The following is an 18,832-nucleotide window of genomic DNA, read 5'->3' as shown; positions in this document are numbered from 1 at the left end:
CTAAACGAGACAGGACCGGCACCACAGGAATCGTCAGGTGTTCGCGGGAACGACCGCGCGCGGTGGAACGACCGGCTTCCGGCGGCCACCGGGAAGGAGCTGCCGGGGACGGCGGGCCGCCAGGTCCTCGACCCAGCCGAAGGCGAGGACGGCCACGGCCGTGAGGACGGCCGACGTCGCCAGCTGAACCGGCTGGGAAGACCAGCCGAGCCAGTCGTCGACGGGATAGGACAGGTCGATGGCGACGTTGTGCCACAGGTAGATCGTCACCGCACGCGCGTTGAGCAGGGTCACCAGCCGGCCGAGCACCGGCGTCCGGTCCAGCCAGGCGAGCTTGGGCGACACCCGCAGGAACACGAGGATCGCGGCGGCGGAGATCAACGCCTGCCCGAGCGGGATCTCGTTCAGGTCGAACGTCCCGTCCGGCAGCGGGTGCCCCGCCGTCCACCAGGCGCCCAGCCCCACCGCGGCGGCGAACAGTCCCGCCAGCACGGCCGGACGAATCCGGCGAAGCATGCCTTCCCGGTGGGCGAAGCCCAGCACCCAGCACGCGCCGAAGGTGACGAAGTCCAACACGCCCTCTCCGACCGGCCCCGAATCGGCCAGCGGGGAGCCCAGTACGGCGTCCACCGCGACGAAGACCAGCGGGGCGAGCACGGTGACGATCGGACGGCGGCGGAACGCCAGCAACAGCAGCGGGCTGAGCAGCACGAACCACAGGTAGGTGCGGAGGTACCACAGCGCCACCGTGAAGTCCGCACCCCAGAGACTGCCCGGCGGGTCCAGGATCGGGAACACCCAGAACACCATCCGCGGCCAGCTCAGGGCGAGGTCGCCGGTGTCGCGCGCCCAGCCGTGCGCGAGCATCAGGCCGACGGCGACCAGGCCGAAGAGCCACAGCGGGGGCAACAGCCGGCCGACGACGTCCACCACGGGTGTGCGGCGCAGTGAGCTCACCATGAGGGAACCGCCGAGCGCGAACATCACGCCCATGGACGGGAAGGCGAGGCTCAGCCACCCCCAGCCCGTGCCGTGGTAGAGCACGACCCGCACCAGCGCGACCGCGCGCAGGCTGTCGAGCCAGCGGTCACGGCGGACCGGCGGCGGGGGCCCGGCGGCCGGAGCGACCGCAGGCTCGACCGGCCGGGCGGGTGCCACCCCGGCCCGCACGGTCGCTCGCAGCGCACCGGTGCGGTGCATCCGTTGCCAGCGCACGAGAATTCCGGACACCGCCGCGCCCAGTGACTGGATGAGGACCACGTACATCAGCTGGCGGTAAACCAGCTGCTGCATCGGTATCAGCCACAGGGCGCTCTTCCGCTCGCCGTCGAGGTGGAAGGCGTACGCGGCACCCGCGCTCTGCAGCAGCATCACCGACAGCCAGAGCACGAGCGTCGTCCCGGGGTCGAGGAAGAACAGCCCGTAGACGAAGAACACGTCGATCAGCGGCGCGGTCACCGGCAGCACGATCTGGAACGCGAGGACGTGCAGGAGCCCGAAGCGGCCCAGGCGGCCCGCCGTGCCCCGCTGGACGACCGCCCGGCGGTGCCGCCACACCGATTGCATCGTGCCGTAGGTCCAGCGGAACCGCTGCTGCCACAGCTGCCTCAGGGTCGCCGGGGCCTCGGTCCAGGCGACCGCGTCGTCCACATAGGCCATCCGCCAGCCGGCGCGGCCGATCCCGATCGTCAGATCGGTGTCCTCGGCCAGGGTGAGCGAGCTCAAGCCGCCGGCATCGGCGATCGCAGCTCGCCGGAACGCGCCCGCGGCGCCCGGAATCGTGCAGATCGACCCGGTCAGGTCGTGCATGCGGCGGTCCACGCTGAACCCGATCACGTACTCGATGTGCTGCAGCCTCGTCAGGAAGGTGTCGCGGTTGACGATCTTCACGTTGCCGGACACCGCGCCGACCCCGGGCCGGGCGAAGGGCTGCACGAGGCGGCGGACGGTGGCGGGTTCGATCACGGTGTCGCCGTCGACCATGACGATGAGGTCGTACCGGGCGTGCGCGATCCCGGCGTTCAGCGCGGCCGCCTTGCCCTGGTTCGGCTGGCGGAAGACCCGCACTCCGGGCAGCTCGAGAGCTTCGACGAGGTCGGCGGTACCGTCGGTGGACCCGTCGTCGACGACCACGATCTCCACCGGGTGGTCACTGGCCAGGATGGACCGCAGCGCCACCTCGATGTTGGCCGACTCGTTGTACGCGGGCACGATGACCGAGACCGGTTCGGTCACCGTTGGCCCCCAGCTCCAGCGCGAATGGCGGCGCTGCCTGGCGTGCCTGCCCGCGTACACGAGCATCAGCAGCAGGCGGACGATCACCAGCACGCCGACACCCAGCAGGATCCACTGCAGCCAGGCGACCACGGCGAGGGAAACGCCGATGGCGCCCAGCAGGGTCTCACCGGTGACCCGGTCCCGCGCGGTGGCGGGCTGGTTGGCGGGAGGCATCCCGACCGCGGCGGTGACGGTGGCGAAGTGGTAGCCCTGTTGTTGCAGCCGCGGGATCAGCAGGTCCAGGGCCGCGACCGTCTCGGACCGGTCGCCGCCGGCGTCGTGCAGCAACACGATCGAACCCGCGTCCGAGGGCGGTGTGGCGTTGTGCAGGATCGCGGCGACCCCCGGCCGCGCCCAGTCGTCGCTGTCGGTGTCGGTGAAGACGCTGAGGTAGCCGCGCGCCGCGGCGGACTGCACGGTGCGGTAACCGAGGTTGTCGACCGCGGAGACGGTGGAAGGGTACGGCGGACGGAAGAGGTTGGTGGTCAGCCCGGTGCTGCCGGCGAGCACCGTTTCCGTCTCGTCCAGCTCCCGGTCCATCCGCCACGGGGAGACGTCCACCAGGTCGGGGTGGGTGAAGGTGTGCAGCCCGATCTCCGAACCGGAGTCGTGGATCCTGCGGAGGAGTTCCGGATGGCGCGAAGCCATCGAGCCGACCACGAAAAACGTCGCGGGCACTTGGTGCTTGCGCAGGATGGAGAGGATCTGGGGAGTCCAGGTCGGATCGGGTCCGTCGTCGAAGGTCAGTGCGACGGTCTTGGCGGCCGGCGCCCGCGAGACCACCGGAGAGCGGGTCGCGTCGACCACCGCGCCACCGTTGATCACGGCGGCGGGCACCGACGAGGTGCCGACCGGGTCGTGCGCCTTGGCGTCGTTGCTGACCTGAGAGCTCGCCAAGCCCGCGATGACGAGCATCACCGACAGCAGGGCCACCGCGATGCCCGCGAACACCCAAGGCAGCCGGAGGCGGCCTCGCCACCTCCGGCGCCCGGTCACGGCAGGTTACCGAGAAGCGACCCGGCCGCCCCGGTCACGGGTGCGACCACACCCTCGACGACCTCGAGCACGGGCGGGACGACGGACACGACCGGCGCCACCACCGCCGGAACAGGCGGGTGCACGACCACGGGCGGGACCACCGCTACCGGCGGAACCACGGCTACGGGCCTCGCCGGCTGAACGGGATCGGCCCGATTCACCGGCGCATGGCCGGCGGCTGCCTGGTTCCCCGGCTGCTGAGACACCGCGGCTGCGGGCCCGCTCGTGCCACTCTGCGCTCCGCCTGCGGGCTGTTGTCCCCCGGCAGCGGCGCCGCCGGCTACCGGCTGCTGTCCCGCTGACGCGGTACCACCCGCTACCGGGGACAGGGGAAGGACGTTCACCGGTATGGCGATCTGCGGGCCGAAGCTCCGGCCCGTCCCCGGCGACGGCTTCGCGCTCCCGCGCCGACGGCCGGCTGTTCCACACCCGGCGCGGCCAGATGACCGCCCGGTACGGATTCGACCCGGCGTCGCCGGAGGCGGACGTTGCCGGCTGGTTGGCCGGCAACAGCCCGGTACCGGCGATGAACGCGACTCCGGCGACAGCCAGCACTCCGGCCGAACCGCGGACCAGCAGCCGCCGGCGCCCGCTCGGATCGACGAACACCGGATCGACGCGACGGTTCACCTCGGGGGTGCGCGGCCTCTGCCGTTCACCGGAACCGAATCCGGCGAACAGATCCGGACCGCGGGGATAGTGGCGGGTGACCGCGATGGCTCCTCTGTGCAGTTGTGAAATCAGGAAGGGTCATAGGAACGGAGAGACTCGGCAGCGGCAAGCACCACATGTGACTGGGCCCCCGGCGACGCGGAAGCAGTGCGGCAACTCCACCCGCCGTCCGCGTGTTGCTCTCCGTGTTCCCCAGCGTCCGCTCCAAGCAGGGGTGACAGCTAGGGCCCTATGTCACATCAACTGCGCCGAAGAGACCAATCTCCGGGCCTTCTTACCCCCCAACCGGGTTAAAACCGGGGTGGAGCGCCGGTCATCGAATTCGCTCCCCGGCGGAAGTCGGCCTACGATTCGTCAAGAGCAGCACCTCGCGGCAACCCCGGACCCCGGTGGCCGAACACGCGTCACCCGCCCACCGGGAGCAGCTGATGACCAGCGTCCAGGACCCCGCGAAACCTCTCATCACCCACGAGTTCGTTCGGCGAGCGGCCGACGCCTGGGTCCGCGCCGCGGACGCCGGGATCATCGACGCCGCGGAACTCGTCTGGCTGCTGGAGCACCTGCCGGCGCAGTCAGCGCGGCCGAAGGTGACCGGATGACGGCCGGCCCGGTGCCGGAGTGGGAATCCGCGGAGGTCGATCTGCCCGGCCGGATGCTGACGCTGGTCTACCGGGTCGCGTGCCAGACTGGCCATTCCAGGCGGACGAGTGTCAGGTTGTGCAGCCGGATCCTTTGTGCACAGCCGGATGCCACCGAGCCAGGGGCGGTCGTGGACGCCGGACGGCAGGTGCGCGCCCGCGTCCTGATGGAGCTGCGCGCCGACCTGGGCCGGCGGATCGACCGGCCACGGCTGGACGAGGCACTGCGGGATGCGGTGCTGCTCGACGAAGTGACGCTGTTACCGCCTCGCCAGCGCTTCGCCTTGTGGTCGACGGCGGTGGACCACCTCACGACGGCCGAACTCGCCACCCGCACCGGCTGGACGTCTTCGCAGATCGCCCGGCTGCTGCGGGGCGCGCTGCGAACCGTGACCTCGAAGGCCGCGTTGCCCGCGTGAAGACGCTCCGCCAGTGCTGGGCGACGGCTCTCGACGTCGAACGGCCGCGCCCTCACCCGCGGCGCGGCCGTTCTGGGCGATCCCGTTCGTCCCGGTGCGGGCGACAGGATCAAAGATGTCTACGACGCCGTGGGGAGGAGGCAGGCGTAGCTCAGCGGAAGCAGGCTCACGAACGTCCCGCCGGCCCCGGTGCAGATCCGGCCGGCCTCTGTGACGCGGCGGTTGGCGGGGCTGAGGGGGTTGAACAGGCAGACGTAACCGACCGGGTTCACGGTCAGGGACAACACGCCGCCGGTCGCGGTGCAAAGCTGGGTGGCGTTCGCCGTACCCGAGCCCGGGCCGGTCGTCGGCGGCGTGCTCGTGTTCTCGCAGCTGGCGTGGATGTCGGGGTCCGGCGCGGGTCCCTGGCAGGTGTCGGTACCGAGACCGCCGTCGAGACTGTCCTGGCTGCCGTCGTTGGAAGCGCCGATGAGGGTGTCGTCGCCGGCGCCGCCGGAGATCGTGTCGATACCCAGGCCGCCGGTGAGGGTGTCGTTGCCGGTGCCGCCGGTGAGGGTGTCGTTCCCGTCCCCGCCGTTGATCGTGTCGTCGAAGTCCGAGCCGGTGATCGTGTCGTTCCCACCGTTGCCGTTGATGGTCTTGCCGGGGTTGGTGCCGCCGCAGTCGATCGTGTCGTTGCCGGGGCTTCCGGTCACGGTCGTGTCGGTCTGGGTCACACCGGGGCCCACGACGCAGTTGACGGCGGCATCGGCGGCCGGCGGCGCGATCATCCAGATGGCCGGGACCGCGATGACCGCGGCGACGAACCCTCGGCGGAATCGAGCCTGTCGAATTCTCATGACTTCATTCCCTGGAACGCAATTCAGCGATGTCTCACCTTGACGCGACGCGCCAACGTGACTGAGTTGTGCGAACCACAAGCCATCCACATCCGCCGCGGTTTCGACGTCTGCTTCCCGGGTACGAAAAACCTCGGCTCGTGATCTGACTCCGCGAGCACCGCGGAGATATCACGTCACCGAGGTCCGGGGCAACAACACACGAACCTACTCCTGCATCCACCCGGATCAATACCGCTGTCCCCCGAACGGACGCACACTCTCCGGAAATGACCCGGTGATTGCGGGGCCGACGGCGACATCGAAGACAATTGGAGTCCCACTCAGACGCATTTCCACGAAACGAGTCGCACGATCATCGAGGCTCCGACCGTTCGGCACGAACGGTCGGGACGTATGCGGCGAGTCCGTCGAGAAGACGGTCGACGGCCCAGCGAAACCGGGTGGTTCCGGCTTCGGGATCCTCCGGTGGCGCGGCGGCTTCGACGGCGACCGAGCCCAAGAGGTGGGTGTTGATCAGGTAGGACGCGTCGGCGGCAGCCCGCCCCAAGCCGGCATCGGCCAGGATGGCCAGCAGGGTTTCGCGCACGGCCTGCGCGTGGGGCCCGTCGGGTGGATGACTGAGCATGAGGTGCACCGATCCGGGATGGGCCAGCAGTTCGGCCCGCAGTTCGAGGGCGAAGGCCCGGATGCGGTCGCGCCAGCTCTGCGACGGATCGGTGAACCGGTCGTGCTCGACCCGGCCGAGCAGGTGCTCCGCCAAGCCCCGCACCACCGCGGCCTTGTCCGGGAAATAGGTGTACACCGCGTTGGGGGCCACACCGACCCGGGCCGCGATCCCCCGGATCGTCACCGCGTCCGCACCACCTTCGGCGAGCAGGGCGAGTGCCGCGTCGAGGATGGCCTGCTCATCCAGAGTCCGCCGGCGGCCGGGGTGGCCCTTTTTGTCCACTTTTCCTCCGGGAAGCCCGTATCGGATTGTCTTTGTACGGCGTACAGTTATTGTACATCGTACAGATTTGAGGCGACGACATGAACGGAACCGTTCATCCGGAACCACGAACCCCCGCCACGCCGGACCGGTCCTACCCGGTGCGCGTCCGGGCCGTGCTGGACACCCCGGTGTCACGCGGGCTGTGGCTGGTGAAGTGGCTGCTGCTCGTTCCGCACGTGCTGGTGCTCATCGTGTTGTGGGCCGCGTTCTGGGTGCTCGGCATCGTCGCGTTCTTCGCCATCCTGATCACCGGCCGGTACCCGCGGAAGATCTTCGAATTCAACGTGGGAGTGCTGCGCTGGAGCTGGCGGGTGAACTACTACGGCTACGGCGTCCTCGGGACCGATCGCTACCCGCCGTTCAGCCTCCGCGAGGAGCCCGGCTACCCGGCCACACTCGACATCGCCTACCCGGAACGGCTCTCCCGAGGGCTCGTACTGGTCAAGTGGTGGCTACTGGCCATCCCGCACTACCTCGTCCTCGCGATCCTCATCGGTGGCGGGGCCGGCGCCGCGTGGGGACTCGAGGACCGCAGCTGGGCCTGGGGCGGCAGCCTCGTCGGCCTGCTCGTGCTCATCGCCGCCGTCACCCTGACGTTCACGGGCCGCTACCCCCGCCCGTTGTTCGACTTCATCGTCGGCATCCAGCGCTGGGGCCTGCGCGTCGCGGTCTACGCCGCGCTGATGACCGACCGGTACCCGCCGTTCCGCCTCGACACCGGCGGCGACGAGCCCGGCGCTCCCACACCCACGGAACCCACCGAGACACCGATGCCCGCGGGCCGGCCGGGTCCGTGACGGGAGCCGGCCAGGCAGGCGATCGGGACATCGGCGGCTGCGCGATCGGCGTGGTGCCCGGGCCATCCGTGCATGACCCGAGCACCGGATCCGACCGGATCCCGCTCGGCCCGGTCGGCGGCGGCCCCGTCGTCCCGGCGATCTGGGAGGCCGAGCAGGACATCATCGGCCTGGCTCCGGAGTGAGCCCGGGCTTCGAAAGCAGCTCGTGAAACGAGTTGGCTTCACCGGGGAAGAACTCGTCTTCCTGCTGGACACGCCGGCCGGCTCAAGTCCGCTGCCTACGCACCACCGGCGCCCGGATCACCGCCACCGGCAACGTCGACGAGGCCGTCGCGGACGCGCCCATCACTTCCTTCGCGCGCGATGCGCAAGTCCGGGTGGATGCCTGTGAACAGCGCGGGCGGAACGCAGTAGTGCCGGCCGGCCGTGCGCCGTCCCGCAGCGGCGCCCGATCGGCCGAGCACCGCTGCCACCTCTCGGAACAGGGCCGCCAGCTGCACGGGTCAGAAGCCGACCAACCAGCGCTGGTCGAAACTGTTGTTGTTGCACGTGCGGACGGCAAGTGCGATGCCGGTTCCGGACATGCAGAGGTTGTGATCACGGCCGTTCACCTGGGTCCGCAGCGAGACCGCGTTGGGCAGGCCGGCGCTGGCGGTCCACTCGGCGTTGCTCACCGAGTCCTTGCCTTGGACGCGGCATTCGTCCAGCAGCACGGCCGATCCGTTGACGGGGTTGTCACCGACGAACATGCACAACCCGCTCGGGCTCTCGAACCTGAGCAAGTCCCTCCCCGGCGGCGGAAGCGTCTGCCAGCCCTGAAGGGCGACGCCGCTGTCGCAGTTCGCTTGGAAGATCAGCGAACCGAAGCTCCCGCTCAGCGCCTGAAGGCACAAACCCGTGCTGACGTTCCGGATCTGGTGGAACTCACCGAGGCGCGCGGTGGCGGTCCCGGTGGACGGCGCTTGCGTGCCGGCCGACGCGGTGCCCGCGACGGGGCCGAGGCCCGCCAACAGGAGCGCGCCCCCGGTGCAGGCGAGCGCTTTTGCCAATCTGAACACTTTCTCTACCTTCCTTTGGTGACTGAATGGCCCGGTTGACCCGGATGCCGGGGCAAGGCGGGAACGACGTGGTTTTCGGATCATCCAGCCATAGCGCTCCTTCCCGGGGTACTCGATCGGCGAACGTTTGCGGTCTGGCACCAACCTTGAGTCAGCTCGGGCCGCCGAGCATCCGTGCCGGCCACGGACCCGGGAATTCCGTGGCCGCCACGGGCGCAGTCCACCGACGCCCTCGCGCGGGCCGCTCCCAGCAGGCCCGTCGGGCGCGTCCACCGGCGTGCGGAGATGCGGATGACCACAACCGACAGGGATCGGGGCGGATCGTTCTCGCGTTCGGCTGACAGAGCCGGGCCGGCGAGGGACAATCCGAACGTGGCCGATCCGGAGGTACCTGCCGAGGCAGGCATCTCCGCGCGGGAGGCCGAGGTACTCGCCGCGCTCGGGGAACGTCTGACCAACGCCGAGATCGGCGCCCGGCTGTTCATCTCCGTCCGCACCGTGGAAAGTCATGTCTCCTCTCTGCTGCGGAAGCTTCGGGTGGCCGATCGCCGCGCCCTGGCGGTTGTCGCGGGCACCCCGCGACCCGCGCTCGGGACTCAACCGGTCAGGGCTACCGCGCTGCCCTCGCGGCTGACGCCCTTCGTCGGGCGGGTGGCCGAACGGGCGGCGCTGGCCGAGGCGCTTGGCGCGCATCGCCTGGTCACGGCCGTCGGTCCGGGCGGGGTGGGCAAAACCCGGTTGGCCTTGAGCGTCGCCGGTGAGCTGACCGGCCGGTTCGCCGACGGCGTCTGGTACGTCGACCTGGTCCCGGTGACCGAGGCGTCGATGATCGCGCCGGCGATCGCCGGCACGCTCGGCATCGGAGAGAGCCGGGGTCACTCGGCCACGGACCACGTTCTGGCCCGGCTGGCCGACCGGGAAACGCTGCTCGTGCTGGACAACTGCGAGCACTTGGCCGACGGTGTGGCGGTCCTGCTGGAACAGCTCCTCGCCGGCAGCCCCCGGCTGAGGGTGCTCGCCACCAGCCGGGCCAGGTTGCTGGTGCCCTTCGAATGGGTGTTCGCGGTGCCCGGGCTGTCCGTCGAGGCCGCCGACGGTGGCCGGGGGGACGCGGTCGAGCTGTTCGTCGGGCGAGCTGCGGCCGGCGGGAGTGCGCCGGTGTCCGGGGACACGAAACGGATCGCCGCGATCTGCCGGGGACTGGACGGCATGGCGTTGGCGATCGAGCTGGCCGCCGCCCGGTTCCCGTCGCTGGGGCTCGATGGGATCGAAGCCGGGTTGGCCGACCGGCTGCGCCTGCTGACCGGCGGCGCGCGCCTCGATGACCGGCATCGTTCAGTGCGTTCGACCCTGGACTGGAGTTACGCGCTGCTGGCCCGGTCCGCTCGGGCGGTCCTGCGTCGGGTCTCGGTGTTCGCCGCCCCGTTCACCGCCGCCGCAGCCGCCACCGTGGCCGGTCGGCCGCCAGTGCCGACCGGCGCCGTTCCCACCGTCCTGGCTGGGCTGGCGGAGCGGAGTTTGCTGGTCGCGATCGTAGGGCCGGGCGGGACTCATTACCGCATGGGGGAAACCATCCGCCAATACGGTGTCGATCGGCTCGAGGAGGCGGGCGAGTCGGTCGAGGCGTTCTCGCGGCATCTGAGCTGGTGCCTGGATGAAAGTGCTGCTCTGGTGGCCCGGGAACCGGTCGATTCCTGGCGGGCTGCGTTCGATGAACTCGCCGATGAGCTGCGGAGTGCGCTGGCCTGGGCGGCGGGAACCGCGCGATACCGCCCGGAGGCCTACCGGCTGGCGATCGGTCTGGCCGACCTGAGTTTCACACAGGGCCTGCCCGGCGAGTCGCAGCGGCGCTACGAGCAGGCGGCCGGGCTGGCCACTGACGACCTGACCGCCGCCGACGCTTTGCGCAGTGCGGCTGGTGCCGCGGAGTCGCGGCACGCCGGCAACGCTGCTTTGCTGTTGCGTCGGGCCGCAGCCGACGCGGCGCTGCGCGCGGGTGATCGTGCCGGTGCGGCCGGTGACCTCGCGCGGAATGCCGAGTTCATCGATCGTGGCTCCGGGCTCATGGCTACCGCGCCGGGGGCCGGCGAGGCGGCCACGCTGGTCGCCGAGGGCTGGGCGTTGGCAGGCGACGACCCGGTTGCGCAGGCGCGACTGCTCACCGCCGAGGCGTTCAACGGCGCCACGGACGACCCGGCCACCGCCGGACTCGTCGAGCGCGCTCTCACGCTGGCCCGCCGGGTCGGCGACCCGCTGATCGAGAGCGCCGCTCTGGACCAGCTCACCGCCGTGCAGCTCACCCGGGGAGACGTCCGCGCCGCGGTGGCCAGCGCGCTGCGGCGCAGCGAGTTGCTCGCGCCGATCCCGGTGACGGCCGCCTCCGCGATGGAGCTCTTCGACGGCGTGGGCATGGCCGCCAACTGCGCCATCGCCGCCGGCGACCTGCCGGCCGCGAGAAGACACGCCGAACGCCTGCGGGATCTGCCGTTCTACCGAGGACAGGGACACCTGGCGACGAGGCTGATGATCGTCGTCACGACGCTCGTGGGCGACTGGGACGAGACGATCACGCTGGCCGAGCGGTTCCGTGCGGACTGGGAGCGGGCGGGACGGCCCCGGGCCGGCAACCTCACCCGGGCCCCGCACGCGATCGCGACAGTGCACGGACTGCGCGGAAACGACGACGACCGGGCAACGTGGCTGGACGTCATCGGCACCATCGAGATGCCCGGGCGCGCACCGTCCGAGCTGCACTTCGGCCAGTACCTCGACGCCTTGCTCCTGCTGCACCGCGGCCTGCCGCGGCAAGCGGCGCAGGTGCTGGGCACGCCGCCGGAACAGCTGAAGGAGTGGTACAGCGGTTTGTGGCGGCCTTGGTACGCCGCGCTGTGGGCCGAGGCGGCCGTGCTGTCCGGGCAGGAGGACAGCACGGCCCGGATCGAGCGCGCCCGCTCGGCAGCGGCCGGCAACCCGATCGCGGTCGCCATCGTCGACCGCGCAGATGCCCTGCACACCGCCGACCGCGAGGGGTTGAGCGCCGCAGCCGCCGCCCTGCACCACGCGGGCTGCCGCTACCAGTGGGCCCGGACGCTCGTGCTCATCGGCGGGGAACAGCGCGTACACGGCGATTCCGTGCTGACAAGCATGGGTGCCACGCCAATGGTCTGGCCTCCAGCTCGATGACGCGGAGTCGCCGAAATTCTTCGACCACTGCCTCACACCAGCGCGACCGGAGCGGCGCCGACCCGCACTGCCCATCCGCCACCACGCCGGGGCGACGCGCGGAACTGGTTCAACACCTGCCGGAACGCCTCCGGTGGCTGTCCTCCGGCGTCTACGTCGGCCGCAACCGGGCTCGCAGGGGTGCCGCGATGGGTTCGATGCTGGTTGTAGTGCCGCTCGTACGCACGGAGCGCATGCCGGAGGCGAGTCTCGTTCCAGATCAGCGTGCGATCCAGCAGTTCGGCCCGCAGCGTCTTCACCCAGCGTTCCAGGATCGCGTTCATGCGAGGCATCCGGACACCGGTGCGCACAGTGGCGATCTTGGCGTCGCGGAGGATCTCATCGATCAACGCGGGGTACTTGGCGTTGCGGTCGCGGATGAGGAACCTCACCTGCGCACCGTGCCCGGCATCCGCCAGGTCCATGAGCAGATTGCGGACAGCTTGCGTCACCCAGGCATGGGTGGGGTGCGCGGTGGTACCGAGAATCAGCCCACCTGACCGTCGCCCGTTGCGGGGCCGGATCGACACCGTCGGTCTTGAGGATCTCGCACACGGTGGAGGCCTGCAAGGACATCTCGGCACGTACAAGGCCGCAGCATCGGTGAAGAGGTCAAAGATTCCCTGGCCGTCGAATATTTTCGTGACCTCCACGAAGCTGCCGCCGATCACCTAGGAGCAGACCGCCCTCACGCACTTCTCGCAAATAGATATCGCACCCACTGGAAAGAGACAGTAGATTCACAGTGGACGAGCCGTGTCACCCTCTGCTCAAACTGCGAACGTTCAATCCGATACAAGATCGAACGTCCTCTCAAGTAGCCGCATCGCGGATGCGGTCGGGTCCAACCTGGGGATGTCGCCGCGATCGCCTGGTCAGCTGGTCGGAGCGCGCGAGAGGCATACCTCATGAATCCAGGGACCGCGGCGAAATCGGCAGCGTTGATGCCGACACCTCGCCAGCTGCCTCCAAGAGCGCGGGATTTCACCGGTTGGACACCGGAGTTGGCTGGACTCATCGTATCAATGGATCTTGACGACGTAATCCGCACTCCTCAGCTTGCAGGGGACCATCTGCCGTTCGTGTTCACCCCTGCCGATCAGGGGCGTTCGGCTTGCCGATGCAAACCGTCTCTTCGTTCAGTCGGATGTGCTCAAGTTGGGACCGAGCCATTGGGTTTCCTGCGGGTGGTCGGTGTAGTCAACGCCGTACGGGAAGGGCTTGAAGGCCGGGATGGCGTAGGTGGAGTGCGAGCCCTTGACGGGATCTGGCAGTGGCTCGGCGTCCCCCAGCTTCTCGAACTCGGGAACGACGGCAGTGGGGAGGCCACCACGGGCCAGGTGGTGACGCGCGAGCCTGCCGACCACTTCTCGTGCCAGCCGGCCGCTGTCGATGTCAGGCGCCAGGACCAGAACCAGGCGGTTGAAGTGCGTCAGATCCTCGGTCATGTCCTGCTGTGTCGAGAGAACCAGTTCGCAGTCGTTGAGGAAGCTCTGCTTCGGCCGGAACCCGACGGAACTGATCCACGGGTACCGGAGATGCCCCGCGAACCGCCTGCCATCCTTGAGCGGCTCATCTGCCAAAAGGATCAACCGCGTGTCAGTGACGAACAGACTCAGCCCGGAAACCCGCCACTCCGTCTCGGTACGCGTGCCTAGGTGCATCACATCGAACGTGTCGATCTCCCACGAGGCGCCCCGCACGGCCACGCGAGCGGCCACCAGCCCGTCCGTGGCGTGAAGTTCGACGCCACCGTCCGGCAGCACGTTCGGGGAGATCCGATCACTTTTCCCCTGTTGGTCGTGGGTGTGCCGGCCCAGCATCCGGAACTGATCGTGGAACGTGGGTGGCTCGGGGAGTATCGCGTCGAGGGATTGCTCCGCCGGCTCGGCCGCGGGCAGCTCCTCGGCGGGCACCACCTGCTCCGCCGCACGGACGAACGGCAGGACGTTCGCGCCATGGGTCATGGCGGCACCCAGACCGACGTAGGCGTAGGCGAGAAAAACCGCGGGCATCGACCCATCCCCGTTCTCCCACCGCCGTAGCTCGGCCACTTGCGTCGCGCGGAGTGCCCACGCCGGCTCGATGTTGTGCCGCATCGCTTCCACGAGGGCGAGGTCGATGCGCTTGGTGTGCGGGGAGTCAATCACGGGGAACAGCGAGCAGAGCACGTGGTGCGCGCCGCCGTAGACGACTGCGGCGCCGAGGCCGAGCCATTCGGGTGCGTCCACGAGGGAGCTGAGCGGCCCGTGCTCGGCGTAGACCCCCAGACTCGCGCAGCCCGCCAGGATCACCCTGTCCGGCATTCGGTAGACGGGCTGGTCGTCGAGGTCGGTCCGGTAGAAGTCGCGGAGGCCGAACCGTTCCCGCCCGGCGAGACGGAACCCGGCACTGCCGGGTTCCCCATCGGTCGGTGGATCGACGTGTCCGGCCAAGAGCAACACCCCGGCACCGGTCCTACGGCGCATGAGCAGCGCAGCCAGATCAACCTTGCTGATCGGCCCAGTGACGGTCTCCGCCTTCGGTGGTACGGTGCTCGCCGCGTTGGGCAGGTCCTGGAACCAGGGATCGTCCGGTGACTCGTGTGGCGCCAGGACCGCTAGCACGCGGTTGGCGCCGGCTCTCGCGCCACGGTCCTCGTCGTGGGCCATCCGCCGCCGGTGCGCGAGGAGGGCAACCGACGGCATATGGCACACCGCGGCCACGTCCGCGACCCGCCGCAACGAGCTGATCCGCAAGGCCCACACAGGCACTACCATCAGCGAGGCGGTCGGTGCGACCGACAGCAATGCAGGTGGACCTCCGGCGCTCAACGCGTCGGCGAGAACCGACGGGATCAGCGCGAAGCCGAGGTTGTCCAGGACTCGGGTCAGCACCTCGGATGCCGTCGCCGTGCCGCCGTCCACCGTGTCGGCAGGATGTTCCGCCACGAGCGCTGTGTCAAGGAGCCTGGTCCTGGCAGGCTCGGCGTCGGGTAGCTCGATCGGCAGGTGACGGACCAGGTCACGAAACGCCTCCGCGAACGGGCCATACGGCTGGCGGTGAGCTGTCCACTCGCCCTGGGGGCTGCGCACCGCGTGATAGATCCAGTCGTCGACGCGGGCGAAGCTCCAGTACCAACCGCCGGGCGCCATGGTGGTCAGCTCGTGGTCCAGGTCGACTGCGGTGGCCGGGTCTCCCCCGACCCAAGCCGCCTGGTCGACAAGGACCGTGGTGTCGGTGTGCAGCGGGTCGGTCGGCGTGGGATCGCCGTCGGCATCCTCGGCCGTCACGCCGGTGCTGACCAGCGCGTCGTCGTGATCGAACCAGCCGGCCGTCGAATCAGGCCGCGCCCGGCGGGTCTGCGACTCGGCCTCGCCGGCCTCAGCCGTCTCGCCGGCAACGCCGCCGGGCACCCGCGTGGTGGTGACGAGCGAGTCGAACACCGAACGCAGGAGGTTACCCGCCAGGCCGGCCTCGACCGGGACCGCCTGGGCTCGCACGGTTTCCAGCAGCTCGGCGACCAGTGCCGGGTCGCGATCCTTCGCGAGCTCCAGCGCGAGCGCGTAGGTGTGCGCGTGCGCCGCGACCCACCGGGCTCGCCACCGGCTTGTCGGCAGCTGGTAGCGAACGCGTTGGACGACGTTGAGGCTCTCCAGCGCGTTGCCCATCGCGTCCCCGGTCAGGCCGGTCGCCGCTTGGATATGGGCGAGGACGGCGTAGGCCTGTGCGTCCAGCACCGGTTCTGCGGCTCTGCTCAGGTGTCGCAGAACATCGTCCATGAGCGTGCCCGCGTGGTGGTACCGCCGGCGCTGGCCCGCATCGTCCACCCGCATCGTGTCGGGATACCGGTCGGGGTTCTCGACGATGTCGAGGTAGAGGGTCGCCAGGAGCAGGGTCCGCGCCGCGTAATCGGCCACCCGGTCGCCGATCGGAACCAGCCCGTCGTCGTACTCCCTCTGCCGTGTCAGGTGTTCGACGACACCGACCACGTTGCCCGCCTCGTTCATCAGGCGCAGCAGGTACATCTCCGTCTTGTCCAGCAATGGCAGGTCACCGTCACGAACCGCGGCGACGCGGACCCGGTAGAGCCGCCGCAGCCCGGCCAGACAGCGCTCGGTGTCCGCCAGGTCGAAAGTCAGGGCCTCGACCATCCGCAGGTCGGCCTGGGTCGCCCAGTACCTGGCGCGAGGCCGGCCGTCGAGCAGGTGAAAAGCCTCTTTCCACCGTGCCCAAGCCGCGCGAGGTTGCCCGGCCTCGAGCAGCACATCCCCGGACTGCAGCGCACACCACCCACGGATTTCGGCCGGCGCGTCGGCAGCCAGGGCGCGTGCCTGCTCGGAGAGCACCATCGCCTCCTGGAACGCCAACCGGCCCAGCGCCGCCAGCGCCTGGCACTGCACCAGGACAGGCCGCAGCTCCGCGGCCACGTTTCCCCGCGCTGCGTCGTCGACGAAGATCCCGGTCCGCGCCCGGTCGTCGTGCGTGGCCTTGTCGACCGCCAGCAACACCGAGGAAGCCGTACGGTCCCACATCGCGCGGAACAGGAACCCTCTGCCGAGGAACCGCGCCGGGCTCGTCAACACCTTGCGCGACAACAGCCCCTTGGTGAGCATGGGCAGGGCTAGGCGGACCTGGACCAGCAGCAACACCATGGGCGCCCACAACAGCGCCAGAGATGTCCGCTCAAGGGCAAGAAGCGCCAGTGCGGCCGTCAGCAGGGGCACCGCGAACCGGGCGCGCCAGCCGGTCGTGAGCCACGCGGTCGCGCCGAACACCGCCACCACCCAGCCGGGGAACGCCATGAGCACGCTCACCGTGACGGCCAATGCCACCATCGCGAGCCGAGTTGCCAGCAGCGGCCACAGCTGGGTGCGGTCGAGGACTGTGATCATGTCGCACTCGTGCAGGCCGATGTAGCCATCACGAGTCCGATGCGTCCGCGTCAGCCGCCACGACGGGATGAGCCGGGTGAACCCGCGCAGCCGCATGCCGAACCCCGCGCCGGGCGTGAGCGTGCCGGACAGCGGGATGACGTAGTCGAGCACGACCTCGTCGGTCGCCCGCTCATTGCGCTCGCGCAGCCACTCCCGCAGCTCCGTCCCGGACACGGGGCGGAATGGGTCGAAGGTGGACACCGTCATCGCGTGCTCAGCTCCCGCCGCAGTTTCAGCGCCGCGAAGAAGCGACCGGCCTTCACGTTGACGCGGCGGTCGGCTCGGACGTTCTTCTCGGACAAAAGAGGGTCGGCCGACTCGCCACGCACCTCGAGCAGCCCCAGCCTGCCCTCCACGACATCGAGTGCGCGGTGCGGCACGGCGAGAACCGCCAGCCACCACGGCAGGCCGAGCGGCACCGACACCACGACCAGGACCACGTCGACTGCGACTCTGGCCGCGACGGGCAGCCGTGCCCGCCTACCGGACTGGCCAGCCAACCACAGCAGCGCCCACCACGTGACCGTGATCGCGGCGTGCGCGATCGCGATTAGCATGAGCGATGACACGACACTCAGTACGATGAACGTGACGACGTGCAGCTGCGTGATGTGGAACTGGATCGGGGCGCTCAGCCCGGCCGTGTTCGCCGTCTGAGAGCGGAACCCGAAATGCCGCGCCTTGCTCGGCCCGGCGTCCGCCTTGCGCCGCACGGTGAACTGGTACGACCGTGGCCGGTTCCGGCGGCGCGGCGACAGGATGGGTCCCCGGTCGCTCGGCTGCCGGTCCGCCGGCGACACCCGGTGCCGCACGGTGATCGCTGCCCTGACGGCGTCCCGCGGTGTGACACCGGCAATCGCCAGCGTGGCCGGCTCCTGCTCGACACACGCCAGCAGCAGGTGCGCGGTGTCGGCGGTGTGGTCGCCTGTGCGAGTCTTCCAGTACGCCAGCCGCCCCAGCACAGCCGCTGCCTCAGGCGTCCACTGCGTGTCAGACTTCGGTCCGTCAACGAATGCCTCCGCCGCCTGCTGGTAGGCCTCGTCGGTGAAGAAGTGGTGCGCGCCCAACTGCTTCATCACCAGCCGTGATCGGCAGTCCTCGTCATCGTTGAAGGTTGCCGCGAGCAACAGGTGCTCAACCTCGACCCGGTCACCGTCCGCCATAACGGATGCAGCAGCCAGACACCGGGTGAGGCAGGCGGTTTGCGTGTTCCCGTCGGTCACACCGTCACCCGGTCGCCCCACTCCACGGAGGCCAGTTCCAGGTCGAGTTCCGCCTCTCCGCCGCGGATCTCCAGCTGACGGCCGCCCAGCAGCTTCCGCCGCATGCTCGCTGCGCGGAACAGCGGAGTCGCGCCGTCCGGCGCCATTACGCTCGCGGCCAGACCAGACTTCGCCGTCACCACGAAGTTCCCGGCGGCTTTTGCGAGCGGCAACGGCGTACCGAGACCGTCCGCGTCCAGCGCGAGATCCACCCGCGCCCCTCTGTCCTTCGACACAAGGACCATCGTGGGCCCGGTCGACACCAGGCTGGTTACGACCACGTAGTTCGGACGCCAGATCCTGTTTCCACACAACGGCAACAGCGCTGACGCTAGCTCGGACAGGTTGTCGATCGACTGCTCGGTGCACTCGCGCGCCTGGAAGAACGTCGCTCCCTCCCGAGAGAAGGTAATCGACAACGAGACCATGGGCACTGTCCGCGTCACACCGACCGCACCGTCGGCCGACATGCTGACCGCGCCGCTGGATGAGTACTCCACGTCTGCGCGGTCGCTGGCCGACGAGATCCGGAATGAGACCCCGAGGTCGGCCAACGTGGTTTTTTTGTCGAAACGATGCCCGGTGAAGGTGCCCACATCACCGAGCGCAAGAGGAACTGACGGCAGCCACATCGCGAAGTAGCCGTATTCGTCATACATCTCGCGCATGTACGCCTCGTGGATCGCCATGGTCGTTGG

The 18,832-nt window shown here is 69.6% G+C and carries 11 protein-coding genes and 1 pseudogene; 4 read left to right on the top strand and 8 right to left on the bottom strand.

Annotated elements, in window-relative coordinates:
- Window positions 1-33 precede the first annotated feature (33 nt).
- Window positions 34-3,228: a glycosyltransferase gene (locus tag AB0M93_RS00695; RefSeq protein ID WP_364266496.1), complete on the bottom strand. Its 3,195-nt coding sequence runs from the start codon at window positions 3,226-3,228 to the stop codon at window positions 34-36.
- 1,187 nt (window positions 3,229-4,415) lie between these two features.
- Here AB0M93_RS00695 and AB0M93_RS00690 point away from each other — a divergent pair.
- Window positions 4,416-4,586 (top strand): hypothetical protein, encoded by a 171-nt coding sequence (locus AB0M93_RS00690; RefSeq protein WP_364266493.1) that lies wholly within the window; start codon window positions 4,416-4,418, stop codon window positions 4,584-4,586.
- Window positions 4,587-4,756: 170 nt separating this feature from the next.
- Window positions 4,757-5,044: a hypothetical protein gene (locus AB0M93_RS00685; RefSeq protein WP_364266490.1), complete on the top strand. Its 288-nt coding sequence runs from the start codon at window positions 4,757-4,759 to the stop codon at window positions 5,042-5,044.
- A 119-nt stretch (window positions 5,045-5,163) separates the two neighbouring features.
- Here AB0M93_RS00685 and AB0M93_RS00680 read toward each other — a convergent pair whose 3' ends face one another.
- Together AB0M93_RS00680 and AB0M93_RS00675 are read right to left on the bottom strand one after the other, a co-directional pair.
- Entirely contained in the window at window positions 5,164-5,883 is a 720-nt protein-coding gene (locus AB0M93_RS00680; RefSeq protein WP_364266487.1) for a calcium-binding protein, read from the bottom strand.
- 355 nt (window positions 5,884-6,238) lie between these two features.
- Window positions 6,239-6,835 carry a TetR family transcriptional regulator gene (locus AB0M93_RS00675; protein WP_364266484.1) on the bottom strand — a complete coding sequence of 199 codons (597 nt, stop codon included), beginning with the start codon at window positions 6,833-6,835 and terminating at the stop codon, window positions 6,239-6,241.
- Window positions 6,836-6,915: 80 nt separating this feature from the next.
- On the opposite strand from AB0M93_RS00675, the pseudogene AB0M93_RS00670 reads away from it, so the two are divergent.
- Window positions 6,916-7,620: pseudogene (locus AB0M93_RS00670) on the top strand (DUF4389 domain-containing protein); the annotation flags it as partial.
- Window positions 7,621-8,179: 559 nt separating this feature from the next.
- Here AB0M93_RS00670 and AB0M93_RS00665 read toward each other — a convergent pair.
- Window positions 8,180-8,734, bottom strand: a complete 555-nt coding sequence (locus tag AB0M93_RS00665) for a ricin-type beta-trefoil lectin domain protein (RefSeq protein ID WP_364266481.1) — start codon at window positions 8,732-8,734, stop codon at window positions 8,180-8,182.
- A gap of 372 nt (window positions 8,735-9,106) precedes the next feature.
- Here AB0M93_RS00665 and AB0M93_RS00660 point away from each other — a divergent pair, with 372 nt between their 5' ends.
- On the top strand, window positions 9,107-11,917 hold the full coding sequence (locus tag AB0M93_RS00660; protein ID WP_364266478.1) for a LuxR C-terminal-related transcriptional regulator: 2,811 nt from the start codon (window positions 9,107-9,109) through the stop codon (window positions 11,915-11,917).
- 32 nt (window positions 11,918-11,949) lie between these two features.
- Here the strand turns inward: AB0M93_RS00660 and AB0M93_RS00655 are convergent, their stop codons facing one another.
- From AB0M93_RS00655 to AB0M93_RS00640, 4 genes are all read right to left on the bottom strand, one after another.
- Window positions 11,950-12,408 (bottom strand): integrase core domain-containing protein, encoded by a 459-nt coding sequence (locus AB0M93_RS00655; protein WP_364266475.1) that lies wholly within the window; start codon window positions 12,406-12,408, stop codon window positions 11,950-11,952.
- A 687-nt stretch (window positions 12,409-13,095) separates the two neighbouring features.
- Window positions 13,096-17,079 carry a hypothetical protein gene (locus AB0M93_RS00650; protein ID WP_364266472.1) on the bottom strand — a complete coding sequence of 1,328 codons (3,984 nt, stop codon included), beginning with the start codon at window positions 17,077-17,079 and terminating at the stop codon, window positions 13,096-13,098.
- Window positions 17,076-18,095 carry a hypothetical protein gene (locus tag AB0M93_RS00645; protein ID WP_364266470.1) on the bottom strand — a complete coding sequence of 340 codons (1,020 nt, stop codon included), beginning with the start codon at window positions 18,093-18,095 and terminating at the stop codon, window positions 17,076-17,078. The genes AB0M93_RS00650 and AB0M93_RS00645 overlap by 4 nt, the downstream gene beginning before the upstream one ends.
- Entirely contained in the window at window positions 18,092-18,823 is a 732-nt protein-coding gene (locus AB0M93_RS00640; RefSeq protein WP_364266467.1) for a hypothetical protein, read from the bottom strand. The genes AB0M93_RS00645 and AB0M93_RS00640 overlap by 4 nt, the downstream gene beginning before the upstream one ends.
- Window positions 18,824-18,832 lie beyond the last annotated feature (9 nt).

The organism is Amycolatopsis sp. NPDC051102 (genome assembly GCF_040682815.1).
In the GTDB taxonomy this organism is placed as follows: domain Bacteria; phylum Actinomycetota; class Actinomycetes; order Mycobacteriales; family Pseudonocardiaceae; genus Amycolatopsis.
Note: the sequence above shows the minus strand (reverse complement) of the source record. Positions and strands in the feature narration are given on the sequence as shown.